A 23033-nucleotide genomic window follows, 5' to 3' on the forward strand; every position below is an offset into this window, starting at 1 on the left:
TACCTGTCCCCGTTTGTCTTTATATTTATGCGTACTGACTGCCGGGGATGATGTGGCAGAGCTTTGACGACCGGGAGGAGATTCTGCGTGAGAGAAAAAAAGAAAAACAGAATAGAGATTCTGGGAATTGCACTGCTGGTGCTTCTGATAAGTGGTGTATGTATGATCCCTTGTTTTAAGACAGGCCTGCCATACGGTGATGACCAGCAGGTTCATATGCTCAGGGTGGAGAGTATCCTCAAAGCGCTAAAGTCAGGGCAGGGATACCCTGTATATATATATCAGACTATGTTGGAAGGGTATGGCTACGGTATGGGAATATTTTACCCTGATTTGTTCTTGCTGCCAGCCGTTCTCTTCAGACTTCTGGGGGCATCACCGGGGATTGCAATGAAGATATATATATATGTACTGATGATATGTACGGGACTTACTGCGTATTATACAGGGCGGAGCATTGGCAGAAGCCGTTGCGCGGGTGTTGTCACTATGGTGCTTTACACAATGGGACATTATCATCTTGAGGATGTATATACCAGATTTGCACTTGGCGAAATTGCTGCCATGGTATTTATTCCACTGGCGTTTCTTGCTCTTTACGACCTGACTGAGATGGGACACAGTAGAAAAGGCCTTTTATGTGTATCATATTCGTGTCTTATGCTTTCACACACGATAAGCTTTGTATTATGTGTAGTAATGGGAATAATCTGGGTGTGTGCGAGATGGAAAAGAATTGCGGCTTGCAGAAGACTTATTGGGGCTGTGTGTATGGAAGCTCTTGCGTGTGCAGTACTTACATGTTATTATTGGCTTCCTGTACTTGAACAATTTGCAGATGGAAGGTTCTATGTAAGCAATGAACCGGCATTTTACACACATGAGGAGACTCAGACACTGCTCGCGATAGTGAGTGGAAAGTATTCGGTTGCATTCATTGAGATTGGAATACTGGCACTTATGGTATTTGTCAGTATATATAAAAAAGTATATAATAAAAAGGCTTTGATGTGCCTTGTGACAGCGGCGGTGCTTCTTGTATGCGAGACAAAGATTTTTCCATGGAAACTTATCGACAGAACTCCATTTGTCAGTATACAGTTTCCGTGGAGACTGAATATGTTCACAGAATTCTTTGTGGCACTTGGTCTTGCACTTCAGTCAGTGGATATAATAAAGCTGTTGCCATCATACAGAAGAAATGCATGTTTATGTGCGGCTGGAAGCATACTTATCGGTATTTTTAGCCTGAATATGGTATGGAATATAGAACTTGGTGGCTATGTGAACTATCCGGAAGGTTATGCGGATAATGCAGGAAGTACAGACAGCATAGGGTTCTGGGAGTGGCTTCCAGAAGAAGGGGATCTTGCAACATCTGTCGGAGCAGAAAGCAGCGGGATGGTGAAGTGCGAAGATACTTACATACGGGGGCGCTATGGATCAGACGGAAGCTATGAGTTTGATGCGGGTAAAACTGCGGGGGAGTGCATAGTTCCAAAGTATTATTATAAGGGATATGAAGCAATAATGGCTGATGGACGGAAACTGACGGTAAGCAAATGTCTAAATGATGGATTGGTAGAAATATCAGTTTCGCCAGAGGCAGGTAAAGTTGTTGTAAAATATAAGGGGACAAAGATTCAGCATTGGTCATGGAGAATAAGTATTTCAGCGGTCTTGCTTATGTTATTGATACTTATAATGCAACATGCTGTCGAAAAAGGAAAAATACAAAGTTATATGGAGTGATGGAGTAATTATGGAAAAAAAGAAAATCAGGTCAAGAAAAATTGTTAAGTATGGAATGGCATTTCTGATTCCTATCATATGTATAGTGATACATATGATGATGACAAGCTGCTATCCATTTGGAAAGAATACTATACTGCTTGGAGATTCTAATACCCAGTATTATGCGTTTTTTGTGGAATTATCAGGCAGGATAAGACAGGGAAAATCAATTTTTTTCAGTTGGGACATGGGACTAGGATATGATTTCTATACTAATTTCTTTTATTATCTGGCAAGTCCTGTCAATCTAATAGCAGTTTTGTTCGGCGGTTCACATATGGAGCTGGGAATGATTGTCAGTATGTGTATTCAGGTTGGACTTTGCGGAGTTACTATGACCTATTTCTTATCGCATACCAGCAGAAATAAAATGCAGCACGGATGGCTGAATGACATACTCTGTGTTGTGATGGGAATGGCTTATTCCATGTGCGATTATATGCTTGCATATCAGTATAATCTCATTTGGCTTATATGCCTTCTTCTCGTGCCTGTTATGATGCTTGGCGTTGAGAGACTTATTGAGGGCGGTGATGTGAGACTTTATTTTGTGATGCTTTTCATGTCATTTGTATTCAACTTCTATTTTTCGTGGTTTGTGGCTATGATAGCTGTGATATGGTTTATCGATGTGAAAAAGGATAGCTGGAAAATGTTTTGGAAGCGTGGAGTGAAGTTTGCACTCACATCTATAACGGCTGCACTCAGTGCATGTGTTGTACTTGTGCCGTGTTTCCTTGCGATAGTTGGAAGAGAAGGTGCAAGTTCACTCACAGAAGATATACCATTTAGCAAGTTTGGTAATTTTGCAAATTTGTTCCAGAGCTTTTTCTGGGGACATGATATAGATATAGCTGGAAGAACTCTGTATGCAAGGAATATGTATATGGGACTGTCTCTGCTTTTCCTTGCGGTTGTATATGTGTTTAACAGGAATATACAGCTTCGGGCAAGAGTTAAGAGACTGGTGGAGATAGCGCTGCTTGTTGCCTGTCTGAATCTGACAGGGGCACTGTATGTTCTTCATGGGTTCACATATCCACATCTATATTCTTACAGATATGCTTTTATTCTTGTCATACTTCTTATTGTTTCAGCTTTTGAGTGTGCTGTGAACTGGACGAAGCCGGGGGTTCGGGAGGTGATACTGACCGCAGTTGTATTTTTGGCTTTCTTTGGGGGCGTTTTTCTGGAAAATAATGAGGTGCAGAATGTAGTCTGCTATATGGTTACGATCCTGCTTATTATATATTTGTTTATGGTATTTGTATTACAGGCCAGAAACAGCATAAAGATAAATTCTCTGATTGTGAATTTTATAGTAATACTTTTTGCGGAGCTGATATCCAATGCCGTATATGTGAATACGGATGCATATACTACGGGCAAGGAGCATCTAGGCGGAACTGACGGATGGAGAGCCATATATAATGAAAAGGACAACAGTGATCTTAATAGAAAGACATCCTGGATTTTGTCACAAAATAATACAGTCTATTCAGACACTAATATATTCTCTTCAATCATAAATACAAAAGTGACATGGCTTTTTGATGCGCTTGGAATGGTATATCAGGATCACGGCGCTACATATGCATACAGAAATACTACACCGGTAACTGCGCTTATGTTCAATGTAAGAAATGTATTATCGGATGCAGATGCATATTATGGTGGGTATACAAAGGAGCAAAGATATAATCTGAAGAACGATGTGTATGATATAGACGATGAGATTGCATGGTATACAACAGACTATGCTGTGGGAGCGGGCTTTTCTACAGATGGCAGCATAAAAGATTGGAATGTGTCAGATGTAGTTCCGTTTGAGGTGCAGAATGAATTCGTGAAAGATGTGTCGGGAGTTGAAGGAGTGTTCACCCGTGTTTCACCGGATGAACTGACTGATTTTGATGTGAAATACAGAGGAAGCGCTCCGGATAGACAGATCTTGCCGGATGGAGTAACTTTGGAGAGAAAGACTGATAAAAATGCTTATACATACATGAATGTGTCACTTGATGAAGATTACCATGCCTCACAGATTTATACGTTTACAGCTCCGAGGGATATGCATCTGTATGTGAGCCTTGAGGATGCAAATAAGCTGTGTAATATTGTAACTGTAGATGGAAACGTGATAGCAGATATAAACGAGTATGACGCTTATCCTTCGCCAAAAGATGTACTTGATCTCGGTGAGCTGAAGAGTGGGCAGAAGGTCGAGATACAGGCAGTCAATCTGTCCACAGTCCTAAAAAAGGGAGTAACGTGTATAGATTTCTATGAATATCATGATGACAGGATGCAGGAATGCAAGGAATCAATTAAGGATAGGACGCTTTCACTTGACACAGTGACATCTACATATGTAAAGGGTACGGTGACAGCAAATGAGGATGGTATATTGTATACATCAATTCCTTATTACAGAGGCTTTACAGCGTATGTTGATGGAAAGAAGACTGATATAACAACACTGGCAAATGGTGCACTTGTGGGTCTGGAGCTGACTGCTGGAACACATACAATAGAATTCAGGTATGTAACATATGGATTCAAGCTTGGTCTTATATTATCTGCAGCAGGATGGCTCATAGCTGTCTTATACATGGTGAATCTTAGACGCAGCAGGAAAAAGAAGGTACAGGCTGCATAGAACAGATAGCGCAATAAATTAAGTGGGGATTGATATGGGTATAAAGCAAGGAGAAGTAAACAAACATAAAAAGAGCGGGATTATGTATGCTGCTGTATTCTTAGTTACAGTTCTGGTATATACAGTAATTTTGCTCCTGCAGAAAGCATACCCGTTTGGAGATAAAAGTTTTCTGACGTATGATGCATATGTGCAGTATAAGAATATGTTTCATATGTTATTTGAATGGATTTCGGGAGGTAGCAAAGGAAGCTTTATCTGGTCGATGGGAATGGGAATCGATGCTGTACAGGAGTTACTGTATTACTGCCTGAGCCCGTTCAATATCATCGTTCTGATGTTGGGAGAGAGCAGGCTGGAACTTTCCATGGTATTGCTTATCATCATAAAATCCGCCTGCCTGCCGGTCACGGCGCTTTACTTTTTCAGACATACCAATAAGAAAAATACAGAGAATGGGTACAGCCAGACAGTTGCAACGTTCATAGAGCTGGCATGCAGTATGGCATATGGACTGTCCGGGTATGTCCTTGCATATGGACATAATATTATGTGGCTTGATGGGCTTATTCTGCTTCCGATAGTGGCACTTGGCATAGAGCATCTGTCAGATGGAAAAGGATGGATGTTATACACGCTGTCTTTGGCAGCGTCGATCATATGCAATTTCTATTTCTCATTCTATATATGTGTGTTTGCCGTGATATATTTCTTGCTGGAAAAACGGGAAAATGTCAAAGATTTCCTACGCAGAGGACTTTCGTTTGCCGGCTGCTCGGTGCTGTCTGCTCTGCTCGCAGGAGTGGTTCTGGTTCCTGCCGGACTGGTGGTCATGAGAGCGGCGTCTTCGGTGACTGATATGGGGCTTGAAGGAACACAGATGTGGGGACAGTTTGGAGCGTATATATCTTCATTCTATCCGCTGAAGGATCTGGAATGTGTATCTATGTTCAGCAATAACAGTTATTGTGGAAGTATTGTTATATTTGCTGCCTGCATTTTTATTCTGTCTGATGTGTGCGACTGGAAGACGAGGGTGAAATACTGTATAGCCATGGCCCTGTTAGTGCTTGCCCTGAACTATCTTCCGCTCAATTACGTGTTCCATGGCATGACGATCACACATGGACTTGGAAACAGGTTTGCATTTATATTAACGTTTATATTAATTGCTGCAGCATATCGAATTCTCATGAATCTTGGTAAGCTGAGACTGAGGTATATTGCTGTAAGTACTGTGGTGGCAGGCGTAATATTTGTGGCAAGTCTTATTGACAGCAGAGAGATGAGTACCCCGCTTGGCTATGTTATATTTATGCTTATGCTGGCATTTGCAGCCATTCTGTGCGTGCTTTGCAGAAGAGGAAGCATAAAGCCGGGAGTGGCTGTGTGCATTATCTGTGGCTGCTGGATAGCTGAGATTATGGGAAATGCATTATATGTAATGCCGGGCAAGACGGAGGACTGTCTTCTGACAGATGCTGTAAGACTAGATCAGTGGGAATCAGTATACAATTCCCTGGATACAGAAAATGGCACCAGAAAGAGCGCTATGGTTTATGAGAATTATGCGCCATATTCTCAGACAAACTGGTATTCATCCATGGCAAATGGAAATACGATCAGAGCGTTTTCCAGTATGGGACTTGCCCACTTTGACAATGTTGAATATATATATTCGGGAACTACACCGCTTACAGCGCTCATGTACAATGTCAGATATGTGCTGAGTCCGGAGAATGGTACTTACGCAGGATATAACCTTGTTGCTGAGAATGACGTATACAATCTGTATGAAGCAGAAACTCCTGAGATGATGGGATTTATGTTGGATGATGGTATCGTAGACTGGAAAGCAGACAGGACACCTCTTGAAAATCAGAATGATTTTATGAAGAGTGGCTGTGGTCTGTCGTCAGATGTATTTACAGAGATTGATATATCGGATTGGAGTACTTCTTATCTCAATCAGGACACACTTAAGGAATCAGTGGGTTATTGCATATACAGAACGTCAAATGCATTTGTGCCGATGACCCGGTATGAGTTTGATGCTGAATCTGATATGGATATGTATGTCTACAGTAAGGATAGCCGCGATCACTATGTGGAGATGATCGTGGACGGAGATCTCAGGGTATCGAATGGGTCATATGTTACAGAACAGCTGTCACATGTCGGCCTCGTAAAGAAAGGACAACATGTCAGGATAACTATAGGAGGTGCGACCAGCTCTAAAACAGGAAGTGTCGGAGAGCGATTTGTAAAGGTATACAATTACAATGCAGATGAATTTGAGAAAGCAGAAGAGAAGATACTTGATAGTCCGCTTGAGTGCACAGGATTTGTAAAAAATACTTTCTATGGAAGTGTGGATGTGAAAAATCCAGGTATCCTGTATATCGCATATCCATATAATGATGGGTTTAAGATATATGTGGATGGAGAACCGGCAGAAAAAATTCGCCTTGGTAGAGGCAATATGGGTGTCCGGATATATGCGGGCAGTCACGATATAGAAATTGCATACAGAACACCTGGGCTTATGGCTGGCGCACTGGTTTCGCTGTTTGGAATATGCATCATGCTATTTATGCTGAGGTGGGACAGTAAACAGAAGCATGTAATCACACCCCTACCCACTCCATAAATTTCTTCATAGCCGTGCTCTGATTCTTCATTCCTGAGTAAGCGAAGCCGACACTCCTGCTCGGAATAGGAGTGTCAAGCGGAAGTTCGGTTATAACACCGGATGAGAGCTGTTCATGTGCGAATTCACGTACCACGCTGGCAACGCCCATGCCGATGGCGGCGAAGTCGATGAGGAGATCCATGTTGTTGATCTCAAGTACCTGGCTGCAGCTTATGCCCTGTGAGCGGAGATACTCGTCCACGTGGGTACGGGTTACATTTGCCTCCTCCAGAACCATGAGGTTGGAGCCTTCAAGGATGTTGACTGTTGATATATTGGACATACCTGAGTTGCTTGAGTTATGAATAGTGGTAGAAGCAGAGACGCCGGATGAATGTCCGTTATCTCTGCTTTTTTTATCCGCACCTTGATCTGTTGCATCGCCGTGTGTGGCAGAGGCTAAGCCTGAGTTTAGCAGCGGTATAATGTTACCCTTGATATTGCCTGAAAGCTCATCGGCAAAGCTGTATTGATCTCTGCCATTTGCGCGCTCGTAGAAATTATCCAGATATTCAGGGCTTGCCACAAATACGTCATGTATCTCCTTGACAGGAGAGTAGACTATCCCCTTTGGAAGCTCTGTGTTGCAAATCAGACCTATGTCTATGTCGTCATTCTTAAGAAGCTTGATGGTATTCAATGTTGAGTGGCAGTCGATGCTGAACTTGATGTTCGGATTCTCCTTTATAAAGTCCTTCAGGTAATCCAGAAGGATGTGCTTGCACAGCGATGTGCTGACTCCGATTCTTATGTGACCGATTCCAAGCTCCTTGTAATTCTTCAGATTTTCCTCACCCATATTCAGAGAGTCAAATGCCCTCTCAACATATTCATAGAGAACCTGTCCCTCTTCAGTCAGAGTTACCCCTCTGGAACTTCTGTTAAAAAGCGCAGTGACGAGTTCTTCTTCAAGTTTGGAAATAGCCTTGCTTATCGCGGGCTGACTGATGTAGAGCTGATTTGCGGCCTTGCTGATGTTGCCGGCTTTGGCAACTGTATGAAAAATAACGTAATTGTTCAGATTACTTATCATGATATTCCTCCAGGTTATAATAACTATTCTTTTTATATATTGTAATTATACCTAGATGAGTGATATTATCAAGAGTAAGAATTTGTATTTAGAAACAAATGATAGGAGGACTATAAATATGGGTATGACCATGACTCAGAAGATTTTAGCTGCTCATGCAGGACTGCCATCAGTTGAAGCAGGACAGCTTATCGAGGCAGATTTGGATTTAGTATTAGGAAATGACGTAACAACTCCGGTCGCAATTCACGAGATGGAGAAGTTCAACAAGAAGGAAGTATTTGACAAGAAGAAGATAGCACTTGTCATGGATCACTTCACACCTAACAAGGATATCAAGAGTGCAGAGCACTGTAAGTGTGTAAGACAGTTCTCAGCGGCAAATGAGATCGAGAACTATTTCGATGTCGGAGCAATGGGTATCGAGCATGCGCTCCTTCCGGAGAAAGGACTTATCGTGGCTGGTGAGACATGTATCGGAGCAGACTCACATACATGTACATACGGAGCACTCGGTGCATTCTCAACAGGTGTCGGAAGTACAGATATGGCAGCAGGAATGGTGACAGGCAAGGCCTGGTTCAAGGTTCCATCAGCCATCAAGTTCAACATCGTTGGAGAGAAGGCAAAGTGGATCAGTGGTAAGGACGTCATCCTTCACATCATCGGTATGATCGGTGTTGACGGTGCGCTTTATAAGTCTATGGAGTTTGTTGGAGAGGGAATCAAGAACCTCACAATGGACGATAGATTTACAATTGCGAACATGGCCATCGAGGCAGGTGCCAAGAATGGTATCTTCCCTGTCGATGAGCTTACAGAGGAGTACATGAAGGAGCACAGCACAAAGTCATATACAAAGTATGAGGCAGACGAGGACGCTGTATACGATGCAGAGTACACCATCGACCTGTCACAGCTTAAGCCGACAGTTGCTTTCCCTCATCTCCCAGAGAATACAAAGACTATCGATGAGGTCGGAGATATCAAGATCGATCAGGTAGTCATCGGTTCATGTACAAATGGACGTATATCAGATATGAGAATTGCGGCAGATATCATCAAGGGAAGAAAGGTTGCTGACGGTGTCAGAGTTATCGTCATCCCTGGAACACAGGATATCTACCTTCAGTGTATTGAGGAAGGCCTCATGACTATATTTGTCAAGGCCGGAGCAGTGGTTTCAACTCCTACATGCGGACCATGTCTTGGAGGACATATGGGCGTTATGGCAGCAGGAGAGAGAGCTGTATCAACAACCAATCGTAACTTCGTAGGACGTATGGGTCACGTAGACTCAGAGGTGTATCTTGCCAGTCCTGCTGTTGCAGCAGCTTCAGCTATCACAGGTAAGATCAGCAGTCCTGACGAACTTGGATTATAAAAGAGATAAAGGAGATAGACTATGAAAGCACATGGAACAGTACACAAATACGGTGACAACGTAGATACAGATGTAATCATCCCTGCAAGATACCTGAATTCATCAGACCCTGCAGAGCTCGCAAAGAGCTGTATGGAGGATATAGATAAGGATTTCGTAAAGCGCGTAAAGCCGGGCGATATCATGGTAGCAAGAAAGAACTTCGGCTGTGGATCTTCAAGAGAGCATGCACCTATAGCCATCAAGGCTTCAGGAATAAGCTGCGTAATCGCAGAGACATTTGCCAGAATCTTCTATAGGAATGCCATCAATATCGGACTTCCGATCATCGAGTGCCCTGAGGCAGCAGAGGCTATCCAGGCAGGCGATGACGTGGAAATCGATTTCGACAGCGGTATGATCTATGACAGAACCCAGGGAACAGAATTTAAGGGACAGGCATTCCCTCCGTTCATGCAGGAGATCATCAAGAGCGAGGGACTAATCAACTATATCAATAATAAAAATAAATAGAGTATGAGCATGTTTGGCCAGAGTGAAGATATATCATGAAAGGCAAAACAGGAAGGAGACAAAAATGCAGTGTAATTTAGCCGTAATAAAAGGCGACGGTATCGGCCCTGAGGTAGTCACAGAGGCTATGAAGGTTCTCGATACAGTAGGTAAAAAGTTTGGACACACATTTGACTATGAGCAGATACTCATGGGTGGATGTTCAATAGATGCAACAGGCGTACCGCTCACAGACGAGGCTGTGGCAGTTGCAAAGTCAAAGGATGCAGTTCTCCTCGGTTCTATCGGAGGAAATACATCCACATCACCATGGTATAAGCTCCCTCCAAATCTCCGCCCGGAGGCAGGACTTCTGAAGATCAGAAAAGAGCTTGGCCTCTTCGCAAACCTTCGTCCAGCCAATCTCTATGATGAGCTGAAGGAGGCATGTCCACTTAAGGCTGAGATCGCAGAGCGCGGATTTGATATGATGATGATGAGAGAGCTCACCGGTGGTCTCTACTTCGGCGAGAGACACACAGAGGAGGTTGACGGAGTTATGACAGCCGTTGATACCCTCACATACAACGAGAACGAGATCAGAAGAATAGCCATCAAGGCATTTGACATAGCTATGAAGAGAAGAAAGAAAGTCACATCCGTTGACAAGGCCAATGTCCTTGACTCATCAAGACTCTGGAGAAAGGTCGTTGAGGAAGTGGCAAAGGATTATCCAGAAGTTGAGCTTGAGCACATGCTCGTAGACAACTGCGCAATGCAGCTTGTGAAGGATCCTGCACAGTTCGATGTGGTTCTCACAGAGAACATGTTCGGAGACATCCTCTCAGACGAGGCATCCATGATCTCAGGTTCTATAGGAATGCTTTCATCTGCATCACTTAACGAGACAAAGTTCGGTATGTATGAGCCATCAGGCGGATCGGCACCTGACATAGCAGGCCAGAACAAGGCGAATCCGATAGCAACCATCCTGTCTGCGGCAATGATGCTCAGATACACATTTGACCTTGACAAAGAGGCAGATGCAGTTGAGAACGCTGTAAAGACGGTTCTCAAGGACGGATACAGAACAATAGATATCCACTCAGAGGGAACACAGCTCGTAAGCTGTTCCGAGATGGGTGATCTTATCTGCGAGAGAATATAGAAAGGACCATTATTGGAGGAGAATAAGATGAAGAGTGATAATGTTAGGGTTGGAATGCAGCAGGCACCACACAGATCTCTGTTCAACGCACTGGGCATGACAAAGGAAGAGATGGAGAGACCTTTAGTAGGTATTGTATGTTCATACAATGAGATAGTTCCAGGTCACATGAACCTGGACAAGATAGCACAGGCAGTAAAGATGGGAGTTGCCATGGCAGGTGGTACACCTGTTATGTTCCCGGCGATCGCTGTGTGTGATGGTATAGCAATGGGACACATCGGAATGAAGTATTCACTGGTTACAAGAGATCTGATCGCAGACTCAACAGAGGCTATGGCTATAGCACATCAGTTTGACGCGCTCGTCATGATCCCTAACTGTGACAAGAACGTTCCAGGACTTCTCATGGCAGCAGCCAGAGTAAATGTTCCAACAGTATTTGTATCTGGCGGCCCTATGCTTGCCGGACACGTAAAGGGAAATAAGACAAGTCTTTCAAGCATGTTCGAGGCTGTAGGTTCATACGCAGCCGGAACCATGACTGAGGAGGATGTATACGAGTATGAGTGCAAGACATGTCCTACATGCGGATCATGTTCAGGTATGTACACAGCAAACTCTATGAACTGTCTGACAGAGGCTCTTGGAATGGGACTTCCTGGAAATGGAACAATCCCTGCAGTATATTCAGAGAGACTTAAGCTTGCAAAGCATGCAGGAATGGCAGTTATGGATATGTACAGAAAGGGCATCAAGCCTAGAGACATCATCACAAAGGAGTCAATCATCAACGCTCTTACAGTTGATATGGCACTTGGATGTTCAACCAACTCTATGCTCCACCTTCCAGCCATCGCACATGAGATCGGTTTCGACTTTGATATCTCATTTGCAAATGAGATCAGCGCAAAGACACCTAACCTGTGTCACCTTGCTCCTGCAGGCCACACATACATGGAGGATCTCAATGAGGCCGGTGGTGTGTATGCGGTTATCAAGCAGCTTGCAGATGCAGGACTCATCAACAAGGACTGCATGACAGTTACAGGCAAGACAATAGGTGAGGCTGTTGCCAATAGTGTAAACAAGAATCCTGAGGTCATCAGACCTATGGACAATCCATATACAGTTACAGGTGGTCTGGCTGTACTCAAGGGTAACCTTGCACCAGACGGCTCTGTAGTAAAGCGTTCAGCAGTTGTGCCTGAGATGCTGGCTCACAAGGGCCCTGCAAGGGTATTTGACTGTGAGGAGGACGCAATCGCAGCTATCAAGGGCGGCAAGATCGTAGAGGGTGACGTGGTAGTCATCAGATACGAGGGACCAAAGGGAGGCCCTGGTATGAGAGAGATGCTCAACCCTACATCAGCCATCGCTGGTATGGGACTTGGCTCATCAGTTGCCCTTATCACAGACGGAAGATTCTCAGGAGCAAGCCGTGGAGCGTCCATCGGACATGTATCACCTGAAGCTGCTGTGGGCGGACCTATAGCTCTTGTTGAGGAAGGCGATATGATCGAGATCGATATCAACAACCTCAGCATCAAGCTCGATGTCTCAGACGAGGAGCTTGCAAAGAGAAAGGCTGCATGGAAGCCAAGACAGCCAAAGGTTACAACAGGCTATCTTGCAAGATACGCAGCTATGGTTACATCAGGCAACAGAGGTGCTGTTCTTGAGGTGCCAAAGAATTAATTGATCACAATTAAGGGAAAAGGAGAAAGTAAGATGTCAAAGATATCAGGTTCTGAAATTGTTATAGAGTGCCTTAAAGAACAGGGCGTTGACACCGTGTTCGGTTATCCGGGAGGAACTATCCTCAACGTATATGATGCCCTCTACAAGCACCAGGATGAGATCAACCATGTGCTCACATCACATGAGCAGGGGGCTGCCCATGCGGCAGATGGATATGCCAGAGCTACAGGCAAGGTCGGAGTATGTATGGCCACATCAGGTCCGGGTGCCACCAACCTTGTAACAGGTATAGCTACAGCATACATGGATTCCATTCCTGTTGTGGCAATAACAGCAAATGTAGGTGTAAATATGCTCGGTAAGGACAGCTTCCAGGAGGTAGACATTGCAGGTGTCGTTATGCCTATCACCAAGCACAGCTTTATCGTGAAGCACATAGATGATCTTGCACCGACCATCAGACGTGCGTTCAAGATCGCAAAGAGCGGCAGACCTGGCCCGGTGCTTGTGGATATAACAAAGGATGTAACCGCAGCGGAGACAGAGTATATACCAGAGACACCGGAGGTCATCGAGAGAAAGACAGACACCATCCGCGAGGAGGATGTGAACAAAGTCCTTGAGATGATCAAGGTTTCAAGAAGACCATTTATCATGGCAGGTGGTGGATGTATCATCTCTGACGCATCAGCAGAGCTTGCAGAATTTGCAGATAAGGTGGATGCACCAGTGTGCGATACACTTATGGGCAAGGGCGCATTTGACGGAAGAAGCGAGAGATATACAGGCATGATCGGTATGCACGGAACAAAGGTGTCCAACCTCGGTGTGTCAAGGGCAGATCTTGTGATCGTTGTTGGTGCCAGATTCTCAGACCGAGTTATCGGAAATGCATCCAAGTTCGCGCCAAATGCAAAGATCATACATATAGATATAGATGCAGCTGAGATAGACAAGAACATCCCTACAAATGCCAGCATAGTCGGCGACGCAAAGGAGGTCCTGAAGCTCCTCAACAGCAAGCTTGCCGCCCAGTCCAACAAGACATGGATGTCTGAGATCGAAGACCTCAAGAAGCAGAATCCTGACGTGTACAGCTTTGACACACTGAACGGACCTGCAGCTATCAAGAAAATCTACGAGCTTACAGAGGGTGATGCGATCATCACAACAGATGTCGGACAGCATCAGATGTGGGCAGCCCAGAACTATACATTCAAGGAGCCTAGGACATTCCTGTCATCAGGCGGACTTGGAACCATGGGTTACGGTGTTGGCGCAGCTATCGGAGCAAAGTACGGCAGACCTGATAAGACAGTCATCAACATAGCCGGTGACGGATGCTTCAGAATGAATCTGAACGAGATAGCAACAGCTGCGAGATACAACGTGCCTATCATCCAGGTAGTCCTGAACAACCACGTACTTGGAATGGTAAGACAGTGGCAGACACTGTTCTATGACCACAGATATTCCAACACCGTGCTTGACGATTCGGTAGATTTCGTCAAGGTAGCAGAGGGACTTGGTGCCATGGGAATCAGAGCCAACACCCTTGATGAGTTCGAGGCAGCAATGAAGACAGCCCTGACAGCAGGCAGACCTGTGGTAATAGATGTAACAATAGCGGGAGACGACAAGGTATGGCCAATGGTAGCTCCGGGAGCAGCCATCGACACCTGTTTCTCAGAGGACGATATGTAATATATACGCCGGCACAAGATGAAAAGACACCATATTTGTGTGCATACATACATAAATATGGTGCCTTTATATATAATCCCCACTTGCCGACAGGCGAAAAGAGTGCTATAGTACAGGGATATAAGCGACAAACAAGTTTATTCACTTGAAAATATAAGATTTTAAGACAAAAAACTTGACAATCGCAAGCGGGATACACCAAAAGAACAAATATAAGTCAGAATTTTCACATAAATGGGAACGAAGGACATTTTTGTTAAGTAAAATATCTCGCACACATTTAATTAAGTCACAACAGATGATTTTGCCTTGAGCGAAGAACAAGATTGGAAATTGCTGTATTCCTTTCGCAGGGCATTTGAGGTCGCCGGTACTTGGCGATACAAAGTGAGCCTTAGTACCGCTGCAGACCGAAACGAGCGAGAGCGTCCCCAGAAAGGAATACAAGTATTGACAATCTGTTCGTCAGGAAGGAAAAATCATCGTCACAACTAAAAAGAAGGAGAGATAACAAAAATGGCAAGAGTGTACAACTTTTCAGCAGGCCCTTCAGTTCTTCCTGAGGTGGTATTAAAAGAGGCAGCAGAAGAAATGCTTGATTACAAGGGAACAGGCATGAGCGTAATGGAGATGAGCCATCGATCTAAGGCCTTCGACAATATCATCAAAGAGGCAGAGAAGGATCTCAGAGATCTCATGAACATACCTGACAACTACAAGGTGCTTTTCCTTCAGGGAGGAGCTTCTCAGCAGTTCGCAGCAATTCCAATGAATCTCATGAAGAATGGCGTAGCTGACTACATCATCACAGGTCAGTGGGCAAAGAAAGCATACGAAGAAGCAAAGAAATATGGAAAGGCAGTTGCAGTTGCATCATCAGCAGACAAGACTTTCTCATATATCCCAGATTGTTCAGATCTTCCAATAGATGACGATGCTGATTATGTATACATTTGTCATAACAACACTATATATGGAACAACATACCACACACTTCCTAACACAAAGGGCAAGATACTTGTTGCAGATATGTCATCAGACATTCTCTCACAGCCTGTAAATGTTGAGGATTACGGTATGATCTACTTCGGAGTTCAGAAGAACGTTGGTCCTGCAGGCGTAGTAGTGGCTATCATCCGTGAGGATCTTATCAGAGATGACGTAATGCCATTTACACCAACCATGCTCAAGTACAAGACTCAGGCAGATGCAGACTCACTCTACAACACACCTCCATGCTACGGCATCTATATCTGTGGCAAGGTATTCAAGTGGGTTAAGGAGATGGGCGGCCTTGAGGCTATGAAGGCTCACAACGAGAAAAAGGCCAAGATTCTCTATGATTTCCTCGACAGCTCAGAGCTCTTCAAGGGAACTGTAGTAAAGAAAGACCGTTCACTCATGAACGTACCATTTGTAACTGGTGACGCAGACCTTGATGCAAAGTTCGTCAAGGAGGCTACAGAGGCTGGATTTGTCAACCTCAAGGGTCACAGAACAGTAGGTGGTATGAGAGCATCTATCTACAACGCAATGCCTATCGAGGGTGTTGAGAAGCTTGTAGAGTTCATGAAGAAGTTCGAGGCAGAGAACAAGTAATATATAGTAACAGAAAAGGGAGAAAAAGACATGTCAGTAAAGATTAATTGCTTAAACCCTATCGCCAAGTGCGGTATGGAGCTTTTACCTGATACATATGAAGTAACAGACAATTTCGCAGATGCAGATGCAGTTCTGGTCAGAAGTGCATCCATGCATGATCTTGAGCTGTCAGACAACCTTCTGGCAGTAGCCCGTGCAGGTGCAGGTGTCAACAACATTCCACTTGATAAGTGCGCTGAGAAGGGTATCGTAGTATTTAACACACCAGGAGCAAATGCAAATGGTGTTAAGGAGCTTGTAGTAGCAGCACTCCTCATGGCTTCAAGAGATCTCGTTGGCGGTTACAACTGGGTCAAGGACAATGCCGCTGAGGCAGATATCGCCAAGATGGTGGAGAAGCAGAAGAAGAACTACGCAGGCAATGAGATCCTTGGCAAGAAGCTCGGTGTAATCGGACTTGGTGCCATTGGAGCAAAGGTTGCAAATGTTGCGCTTAAGCTCGGCATGCAGGTATACGGATATGATCCATATGTGTCAGTAGATGCAGCATGGGGACTTTCAAAGGATGTAAAGCACATCACAAATGTAGAGGATATCTACAGAGACTGTGATTATATAACAGTTCATGTTCCAGCTCTTGACAGCACAAAGGGAATGATCAATGCAGATGCATTTGCACTGATGAAGGACGGCGTGAAGATCCTCAACTTCGCAAGAGATGTACTGGTCAACGATGAGGATATGAAGGCGGCACTCGACTCAGGCAAGGTTGCAAAGTATATGACAGACTTCCCTAACCCAGCTATAGCAGGTTACAAGAACGTGGTAGCATTCCCACATCTTGGAGCTTCAACAGCAGAGTCAGAGGACAATTGTGCAGTTATGGCTTGTAAGGAGATCAAGGCATACATCAACGATGGAAACATCAAGAACTCTGTAAACTATCCAAACGTAAACATGGGACAGTGCAGTGATGTAGCCAGAGTTACTATCTGCCACAAGAACATCCCTAACATGCTCACCCAGTTCACAGGAGTATTCTCCAAGAAGGGCGGCAATGTATCAGGAATGATCAGCAAGGCAAAGGGCGATTACGCATATTCTATCCTTGATATCGGTGTAGAGCCAACAGCAGACGACATCGCAGAACTCTCAGCAATCGAGGGAGTTGTTAAGGTAAGAGTCATAAAGTAATAAAAGATAAATAGGAGAGAAGAAAAATGAGTGACAAGTTAAAGGTAGGTATCCTTGGCGCAACAGGTATGGTAGGTCAGAGATTTATCTCACTTCTTGAGAACCATCCTTGGTTCGAGGTCGTTACAGTTGCAGCCAGCCCAAGAAGCGCAGGCAAGACATACGAAGAGGCAGTTGGTGACAGATGGAAGATGGATACACCGATGCCAGAGGCAGTTAAGAAGCTTGTAGTATACAATGTCAATGAGGTAGAGAAGGTTGCTGCCACAGTTGATTTTGTATTCTCAGCAGTAGATATGACAAAGGATGAGATCAAGGCTATAGAGGAGGCTTATGCCAAGACAGAGACTCCTGTAGTTTCAAACAACTCAGCTCACAGATGGACTCCTGATGTTCCTATGATGGTTCCAGAGATCAATGCAGACCATGCAGAGGTTATCGAGTTCCAGAAGAAGAGACTTGGAACAGAGAGAGGATTTGTTGCAGTTAAGCCTAACTGCTCAATCCAGAGTTACGCACCTGTACTTACAGCATGGATGCCATTTGAGCCATACGAGGTTATCGTAAGCACATATCAGGCAATCTCAGGAGCAGGTAAGACATTCAAGGATTGGCCTGAGATGCTTGGCAACATCATCCCATATATCGGTGGTGAGGAAGAGAAGTCAGAGAAGGAGCCACTCAGAATCTGGGGTAAGGTAGACAAGGAGAATGGTGTGATCGTTCCTGCAGAGGGAATCACTATCACAAGCCAGTGTATCAGAGTCCCAGTTCTCAACGGACATACAGCAACTGTATTCGTAAAGTTCAGAAAGAACCCTACAAAGGAGCAGCTTATTGAGGCTATGACAAGCTTCAAGGGCGCGCCTCAGGAGCTTGGTCTTCCAAGTGCACCAAAGCAGTTTATCCAGTACCTTGAGGAGGACAACAGACCACAGGTTGCTCTGGACGTTGACTTCGAGAAAGGTATGGGTATCAGCGTTGGACGTCTCCGTGAGGATTCAGTATATGACTGGAAGTTCGTTGGCCTTTCACACAACACTGTAAGAGGTGCTGCAGGTGGTGCAGTTCTCTGTGCAGAGCTTCTGAAGGCTAAGGGATATATCACAAAGAAGTAATAAATTATATGGATATTTGAAGTGTCTGTGCTAACAATATCATAAAGATTTGCCGGGATAATGTTGCTGCTATGAATTGAACATGTTCCGGCAATTTTTTTGTTTTGCATGGCGTTATATTATGCAGTATTATTGATAACATTATGTTGACATTGCACAAACAGGTATACTAAAATTAGATTAATTGTAAATAAACCATGAATTACTAAGGGAGGTATTTTATGAGAAAAGGGAAGAGATGGCTGGCAGCGGCTGTGAGTGCAGCGATGATTGTCCAGTCACTGGCCAGTGTTGGCCCGGTTTATGCAGCGGATGATGGCGTATCCATAGCTGACACGTTTACGGATTCGTCGTTTAGAAGCTATGTGTCGAGTAATTTCGATACAGACAGTAATGGTTATCTGTCAGATGCGGAGATCTCGAATGTAACATCTATAGATGTTTCGAAGTGTTCTCCTGCTATATCAAGTTTGAATGGCGTAGAATTGTTCACCAATCTGTCAAAGCTGGATTGTAATGAGCAGTCTATAAGGAATCTTGATATAGAGAATCTTGAGAATCTTGAATATATAGATGTCTCAAGTAACAGAATAGACAGTCTTACATTGCCGGTAAGTGCAGAGAAACTTACATATCTTGATATAAGTGGAAACAAGATCACAAGCCTTACATCTCTGGCTGATTACAATAATCTTGTACTGCTCAATGCCAATTCAACAAACCTTTCATCGATAGATGTCAGCAATATGAAGGGGCTTAAGGTGCTTGGCGTAAGTGGAACCACCATATCAACACTTGATCTTGGCTCAAACATGGAGCTTACAACACTTTATTGTGACAGCATGCGTTCACTGCCTGTCCTTGATGTGTCAGGTCATGAGAAGCTTAAGAATCTTTATTGTGCTGGAGCAAAGAGCGACAGTGGAGTTGTTGTTCGTTCGTCAATTACCAAGCTTGACGTATCCGGTGATATAGTCCTTGGTTCGCTTGATTGTTCAAATAGCTATGTGGCTGAGCTGAACATAGACAATACCCCGGCGCTTACAACACTTGATTGTTCTAACACGAGACTTACATCAATAGATGTGTCAAAGAACACAAGTCTTAGCTACCTTGATGTCAGCAGCAATGTTCTGGGTGCGGTGGATTTTACTGCGAATACAGCACTTAGAGAGCTTTATGTCAAGGATACTGGCATAAATAAGCTTGATGTATCTACTCTCACCAATCTGGTTAATCTTGACGCATCATCAAATTCTCTTGCAGAGCTTGATATAGTATCAAACAGTTTATTGGAGAAGCTTTATATTTCAGACAATAATATCCAGGGTATAAAGCTTGATGGTCATCCTGACCTGAAAGAACTTGAGATTGACAACAACAATCTTGTGGCCATAGATATATCAGTGTGTCCTAAACTTTATGGCGATGATGGTGTGTTCAGTTGCAGTGGGAATAGCAGGGATATAACACTTGATACTACGAACTATGATTATGATTTTAGCGATTTTTCAAAAGACTATGGTTTGCATAAGGCGTGGTATGACTATGAACTTCCTGTTGCTGTAGATAACAACGGCAAGCCTTTAACAGATGATAATGGGGTTGAAATTCATAAACGAAACAAGAATACTACAGGATACGCAGGAATACAGGGCATAGATGCCAGCAATGAGGCGTCATCCGTGACCGGAGGACAGCTTGATGGATATATATTTACAGCGGAGCCGGATGCGGAGAAGATTACATACAATTACTATACAGGAGCAGGAATGGGGAAGGTCAAGTTCACACTCAACATTCTTAACCCGCTCAAGGTCACAGTATGGTATACAACTGATGGAAATGTTGTAAAGTCAGACAGTTCTACACTCAGCTTCAGAGTTGGTGATACGACTACACTTACAGCTACGGATGACGAAAAGAATCCACACAAGAACATAACATGGAGTTCGTCAAATGAAAGAGTTGCACAGATAGACAGGGAGACAGGAGAACTGACCTGTGTTTCGGCGGGAACAGCTCAGATTAACATTCTGCTGAATGATCGTGCTATAGGATATGTGAATATGGAGTGTCACAAGCCTGTTACCGGACTTTATCTTGTAGATCAGAACGAGAAGGATGATGCAGGCAACCAGATAACATACGAGAATGGCGCAGTCATCAACATGGACTGTGGAACATATCCAAGAAATGGCTCTAAGAAGCTGGATGTAAAGTGTGTTACCGAGGATGGTCTTGCGTCCAAAGAGATATCAGGATTCACTTGTAAGGTGACTGATGCGGATGGCAAAGAAAACAATAAGGTTTTGTCGTTTAATACATCAAGTAAGACTATAACAACAAGAGGTGCAGGAATCGCATTCCTTCATTTTACATCAACTGATAATCCTGATGTAGAGACAGTAATTCAGGTAAATGTTGAACAGAGAGTAAACAGCGTGACACTTTCACAGTCTAGAATGACGATCATTGCAGGTGGAAGCAGTAATCTCGTTGCTACGGTTTCTCCAAATACTGCAGTGGAGCAGAGCGTTGTATGGTCATCATCAAATGAGAGCATTGCTACGGTCGATGCCGAGGGAAATGTGAAGGCAGTCAATCCGGGAGAAGCTGATATCATATGTACATCTGTTGATACTGAGCAGGTGTACGGCAAGTGTCATGTGACTGTACAGCCGCCTGTAAAAGGTTTGACTCTCAATATGAACAGTGCAGAATTGCTGCTCGGAGCAGATACGGAAAGCAGAACAGTATCACTTGAGGCTGTTATCGATGCGGATGATGCAAGTATTTACAAGAATTTGAAGTGGACATCGTCAGATACAAACGTTGCTTCGGTGTCATATAGTTCAACAGATAAGACAAAGGCTACAGTTACTGCCAGATCAGCAGGAACTGCTGTTATCAGATTTTCAATTTCAGATGATGAGTATGTGGATTGCAACATTACAGTAAAGCAGAGAGTTACAAGCCTTAGAATAAACAGAGATAAGACAACCATATATGCAGGTGACACGATGCAGGTTACAATTACTGCATCTCCTGCAACTGCATCGAATCAGGAAGTCATCTGGGCATCATCAGACGAGAGTGTTGCAAGCATTGACAAGGATGGTTTGATAACAGCCCTCGACAGAGGAACCACAGTTATCACAGCTACAGCAGTTGATGGAAGTGAGAAAACAACATCATTCACTCTTACAGTAAAGAAGTATGTAAGTGCTATAACACTTGACAAGGAGAAGCTCACTCTGTATGTGGGTGAACGAGGAACTGTTAAGCAGACCGTACTTCCAGAAGATGCAAATGACAGAAATGTTATATGGCAGTCAAGTGATCCGGGTGTTGCAACAGTATCAAACGGAACAATAACAGGTGTTAAAGCCGGAACAACAACAATAACATGTACTGCAAGAGATGGAAGTGGAGTATCAAAAACATGTGAAGTTACAGTAGTCCAGCAGATATCATCAATAGTATTGGGTGAGAGCACTAAGACTGTGAATGTAGGTGATAAGTTTACCCCGAATGTGACTCTCAATCCGGAGGATGCTTCAAAAACAGAGCTGAAGTGGACAAGCTCGAGTGAAGCAGTAGCATCTGTAGATCAGAATGGAGAGGTAACAGCAAAATCCCGAGGTACAGCGACTATCACATGCGAGGCTGTCGAAGGCATTGAAGGAAGAAAGGCCAAGGCAGCTCTCAGACTTACAGTTAACCAGCCGGTTACAGGAATAAAACTTAATCAGACAAAACTGAATCTGTTTGTGGGTAAACAGGGCAGAATAACATCGACTGTAGCTCCTGCTAACGCAAATAACAGAAATGTTGAGTGGACAACTTCTAACAGCAAGGTAGCAACAGTAAACAATGGTACGATCAAAGCAGTATCAAAGGGAACAGCAGTTATCACATGTAAGGCTAAGGATGGAAGCGGCAAGCTTGCAAAGTGTACTGTTACGGTTTCACAGCCTGTAACATCCATCAAGCTCAATGCAACAAACAAGACTATCAAGAAGGGTGCTACATTCACACTCAAGGCAACTGTAGGTCCTGCAGCGGCAAACAATAAGGCGGTTACATGGTCATCATCGAACACCAAGGTTGCAACAGTTTCGTCAACAGGAGTTGTCAAGGCTGTTGGAAAGGGTTCGGCAGTTATCACATGTAAATCAAAGGACGGAAGCAATATTACTGCCAAGTGTACAATCAATTCAGTTATTATGGTTTCTTCGATCAAGTTAAACAAGAAGACAGCAACCATAAAGAGAAAGGGAAAGATAACACTCAGGGCAACAGTAGGTCCTGCAACTGCAAACAACAAGGCAGTTATCTGGGTTTCTTCAAATAAGAAGATAGCTACCGTAACAACAAGTGGAACAGTAGTAGGTAAGAAGAAGGGCCGTGTGGTAATTAAATGTAAGGCTAAGGATGGCAGTGGTAAGTACGCAAAGTGTACAATCATAGTAAAATAAAATATAACAAC

General features: G+C 43.9%; 13 protein-coding genes. 12 read left to right on the forward strand and 1 reads right to left on the reverse strand.

Going from position 1 to position 23033, the window contains the following annotated elements; genetic code table 11:
- Nucleotides 1–87 precede the first annotated feature (87 nt).
- From DXD11_RS01520 to DXD11_RS01530, 3 genes are read left to right on the forward strand one after another with little or no spacing between them, the layout of a single operon-like run.
- Nucleotides 88–1752 (forward strand): DUF6541 family protein, encoded by a 1665-nt coding sequence (locus DXD11_RS01520; RefSeq protein ID WP_117548765.1) that lies wholly within the window; start codon nucleotides 88–90, stop codon nucleotides 1750–1752.
- 10 nt (nucleotides 1753–1762) lie between these two features.
- Nucleotides 1763–4453, forward strand: coding sequence for a YfhO family protein (locus tag DXD11_RS01525; protein ID WP_158547568.1), 2691 nt, complete (start codon nucleotides 1763–1765; stop codon nucleotides 4451–4453).
- Nucleotides 4454–4487: 34 nt separating this feature from the next.
- The gene (locus tag DXD11_RS01530; protein WP_117548767.1) at nucleotides 4488–7103 is read left to right on the forward strand and encodes a YfhO family protein; all 2616 of its coding nucleotides are present in this window, start codon (nucleotides 4488–4490) and stop codon (nucleotides 7101–7103) included.
- Here DXD11_RS01530 and DXD11_RS01535 read toward each other — a convergent pair.
- Nucleotides 7081–8178: a LysR family transcriptional regulator gene (locus DXD11_RS01535; RefSeq protein ID WP_118016671.1), complete on the reverse strand. Its 1098-nt coding sequence runs from the start codon at nucleotides 8176–8178 to the stop codon at nucleotides 7081–7083. The two genes, DXD11_RS01530 and DXD11_RS01535, sit on opposite strands and share 23 nt — an antisense overlap.
- A 118-nt stretch (nucleotides 8179–8296) precedes the next feature.
- Between DXD11_RS01535 and leuC the strand changes: the two genes are divergently transcribed.
- The 9 genes from leuC to DXD11_RS01580 all read left to right on the forward strand — a co-directional run bounded on the left by leuC (nucleotide 8297) and on the right by DXD11_RS01580 (nucleotide 23022).
- Entirely contained in the window at nucleotides 8297–9562 is a 1266-nt protein-coding gene (leuC, locus tag DXD11_RS01540; RefSeq protein ID WP_022216079.1) for a 3-isopropylmalate dehydratase large subunit, read from the forward strand.
- A 21-nt stretch (nucleotides 9563–9583) separates the two neighbouring features.
- Nucleotides 9584–10075 (forward strand): 3-isopropylmalate dehydratase small subunit, encoded by a 492-nt coding sequence (gene leuD / locus DXD11_RS01545; RefSeq protein ID WP_022216080.1) that lies wholly within the window; start codon nucleotides 9584–9586, stop codon nucleotides 10073–10075.
- 64 nt (nucleotides 10076–10139) lie between these two features.
- Nucleotides 10140–11222: a 3-isopropylmalate dehydrogenase gene (leuB, locus tag DXD11_RS01550; RefSeq protein ID WP_117874751.1), complete on the forward strand. Its 1083-nt coding sequence runs from the start codon at nucleotides 10140–10142 to the stop codon at nucleotides 11220–11222.
- A 27-nt stretch (nucleotides 11223–11249) separates the two neighbouring features.
- Nucleotides 11250–12920 (forward strand): dihydroxy-acid dehydratase, encoded by a 1671-nt coding sequence (ilvD, locus tag DXD11_RS01555; protein ID WP_015533540.1) that lies wholly within the window; start codon nucleotides 11250–11252, stop codon nucleotides 12918–12920.
- Nucleotides 12921–12953: 33 nt separating this feature from the next.
- A complete protein-coding gene (gene ilvB / locus DXD11_RS01560; protein ID WP_022216081.1) occupies nucleotides 12954–14627 on the forward strand; it encodes a biosynthetic-type acetolactate synthase large subunit in 1674 nt (557 codons plus the stop codon).
- Between the two features lie 516 nt (nucleotides 14628–15143).
- Nucleotides 15144–16226: a 3-phosphoserine/phosphohydroxythreonine transaminase gene (gene serC / locus DXD11_RS01565; protein ID WP_118757634.1), complete on the forward strand. Its 1083-nt coding sequence runs from the start codon at nucleotides 15144–15146 to the stop codon at nucleotides 16224–16226.
- Between the two features lie 30 nt (nucleotides 16227–16256).
- The gene (locus DXD11_RS01570) at nucleotides 16257–17423 is read left to right on the forward strand and encodes a phosphoglycerate dehydrogenase (protein ID WP_015533538.1); all 1167 of its coding nucleotides are present in this window, start codon (nucleotides 16257–16259) and stop codon (nucleotides 17421–17423) included.
- A 26-nt stretch (nucleotides 17424–17449) separates the two neighbouring features.
- A complete protein-coding gene (asd, locus tag DXD11_RS01575) occupies nucleotides 17450–18541 on the forward strand; it encodes an aspartate-semialdehyde dehydrogenase (protein ID WP_015533537.1) in 1092 nt (363 codons plus the stop codon).
- 221 nt (nucleotides 18542–18762) lie between these two features.
- Nucleotides 18763–23022, forward strand: coding sequence for an Ig-like domain-containing protein (locus DXD11_RS01580; RefSeq protein ID WP_118757635.1), 4260 nt, complete (start codon nucleotides 18763–18765; stop codon nucleotides 23020–23022).
- Nucleotides 23023–23033: the final 11 nt, after the last annotated feature.

Origin of the sequence: Coprococcus sp. TF11-13, assembly GCF_003481085.1 — a bacterium.
Classification (GTDB): domain Bacteria; phylum Bacillota; class Clostridia; order Lachnospirales; family Lachnospiraceae; genus Coprococcus; species Coprococcus aceti.

What these genes read in the sequence shown, in the direction of transcription:
- leuB (WP_117874751.1), top strand. Translation starts at nt 10,140, where the DNA reads ATGCAGTGTAATTTAGCCGTAATAAAAGGCGACGGTATCGGCCCTGAG.
- leuD (WP_022216080.1), top strand. Translation starts at nt 9,584, where the DNA reads ATGAAAGCACATGGAACAGTACACAAATACGGTGACAACGTAGATACA.
- ilvB (WP_022216081.1), top strand. Translation starts at nt 12,954, where the DNA reads ATGTCAAAGATATCAGGTTCTGAAATTGTTATAGAGTGCCTTAAAGAA.
- DXD11_RS01530 (WP_117548767.1), top strand. Translation starts at nt 4,488, where the DNA reads ATGGGTATAAAGCAAGGAGAAGTAAACAAACATAAAAAGAGCGGGATT.
- leuC (WP_022216079.1), top strand. Translation starts at nt 8,297, where the DNA reads ATGGGTATGACCATGACTCAGAAGATTTTAGCTGCTCATGCAGGACTG.
- asd (WP_015533537.1), top strand. Translation starts at nt 17,450, where the DNA reads ATGAGTGACAAGTTAAAGGTAGGTATCCTTGGCGCAACAGGTATGGTA.
- ilvD (WP_015533540.1), top strand. Translation starts at nt 11,250, where the DNA reads ATGAAGAGTGATAATGTTAGGGTTGGAATGCAGCAGGCACCACACAGA.
- DXD11_RS01525 (WP_158547568.1), top strand. Translation starts at nt 1,763, where the DNA reads ATGGAAAAAAAGAAAATCAGGTCAAGAAAAATTGTTAAGTATGGAATG.
- DXD11_RS01580 (WP_118757635.1), top strand. Translation starts at nt 18,763, where the DNA reads ATGAGAAAAGGGAAGAGATGGCTGGCAGCGGCTGTGAGTGCAGCGATG.
- DXD11_RS01570 (WP_015533538.1), top strand. Translation starts at nt 16,257, where the DNA reads ATGTCAGTAAAGATTAATTGCTTAAACCCTATCGCCAAGTGCGGTATG.
- DXD11_RS01535 (WP_118016671.1), bottom strand. Translation starts at nt 8,178, where the DNA reads ATGATAAGTAATCTGAACAATTACGTTATTTTTCATACAGTTGCCAAA.
- serC (WP_118757634.1), top strand. Translation starts at nt 15,144, where the DNA reads ATGGCAAGAGTGTACAACTTTTCAGCAGGCCCTTCAGTTCTTCCTGAG.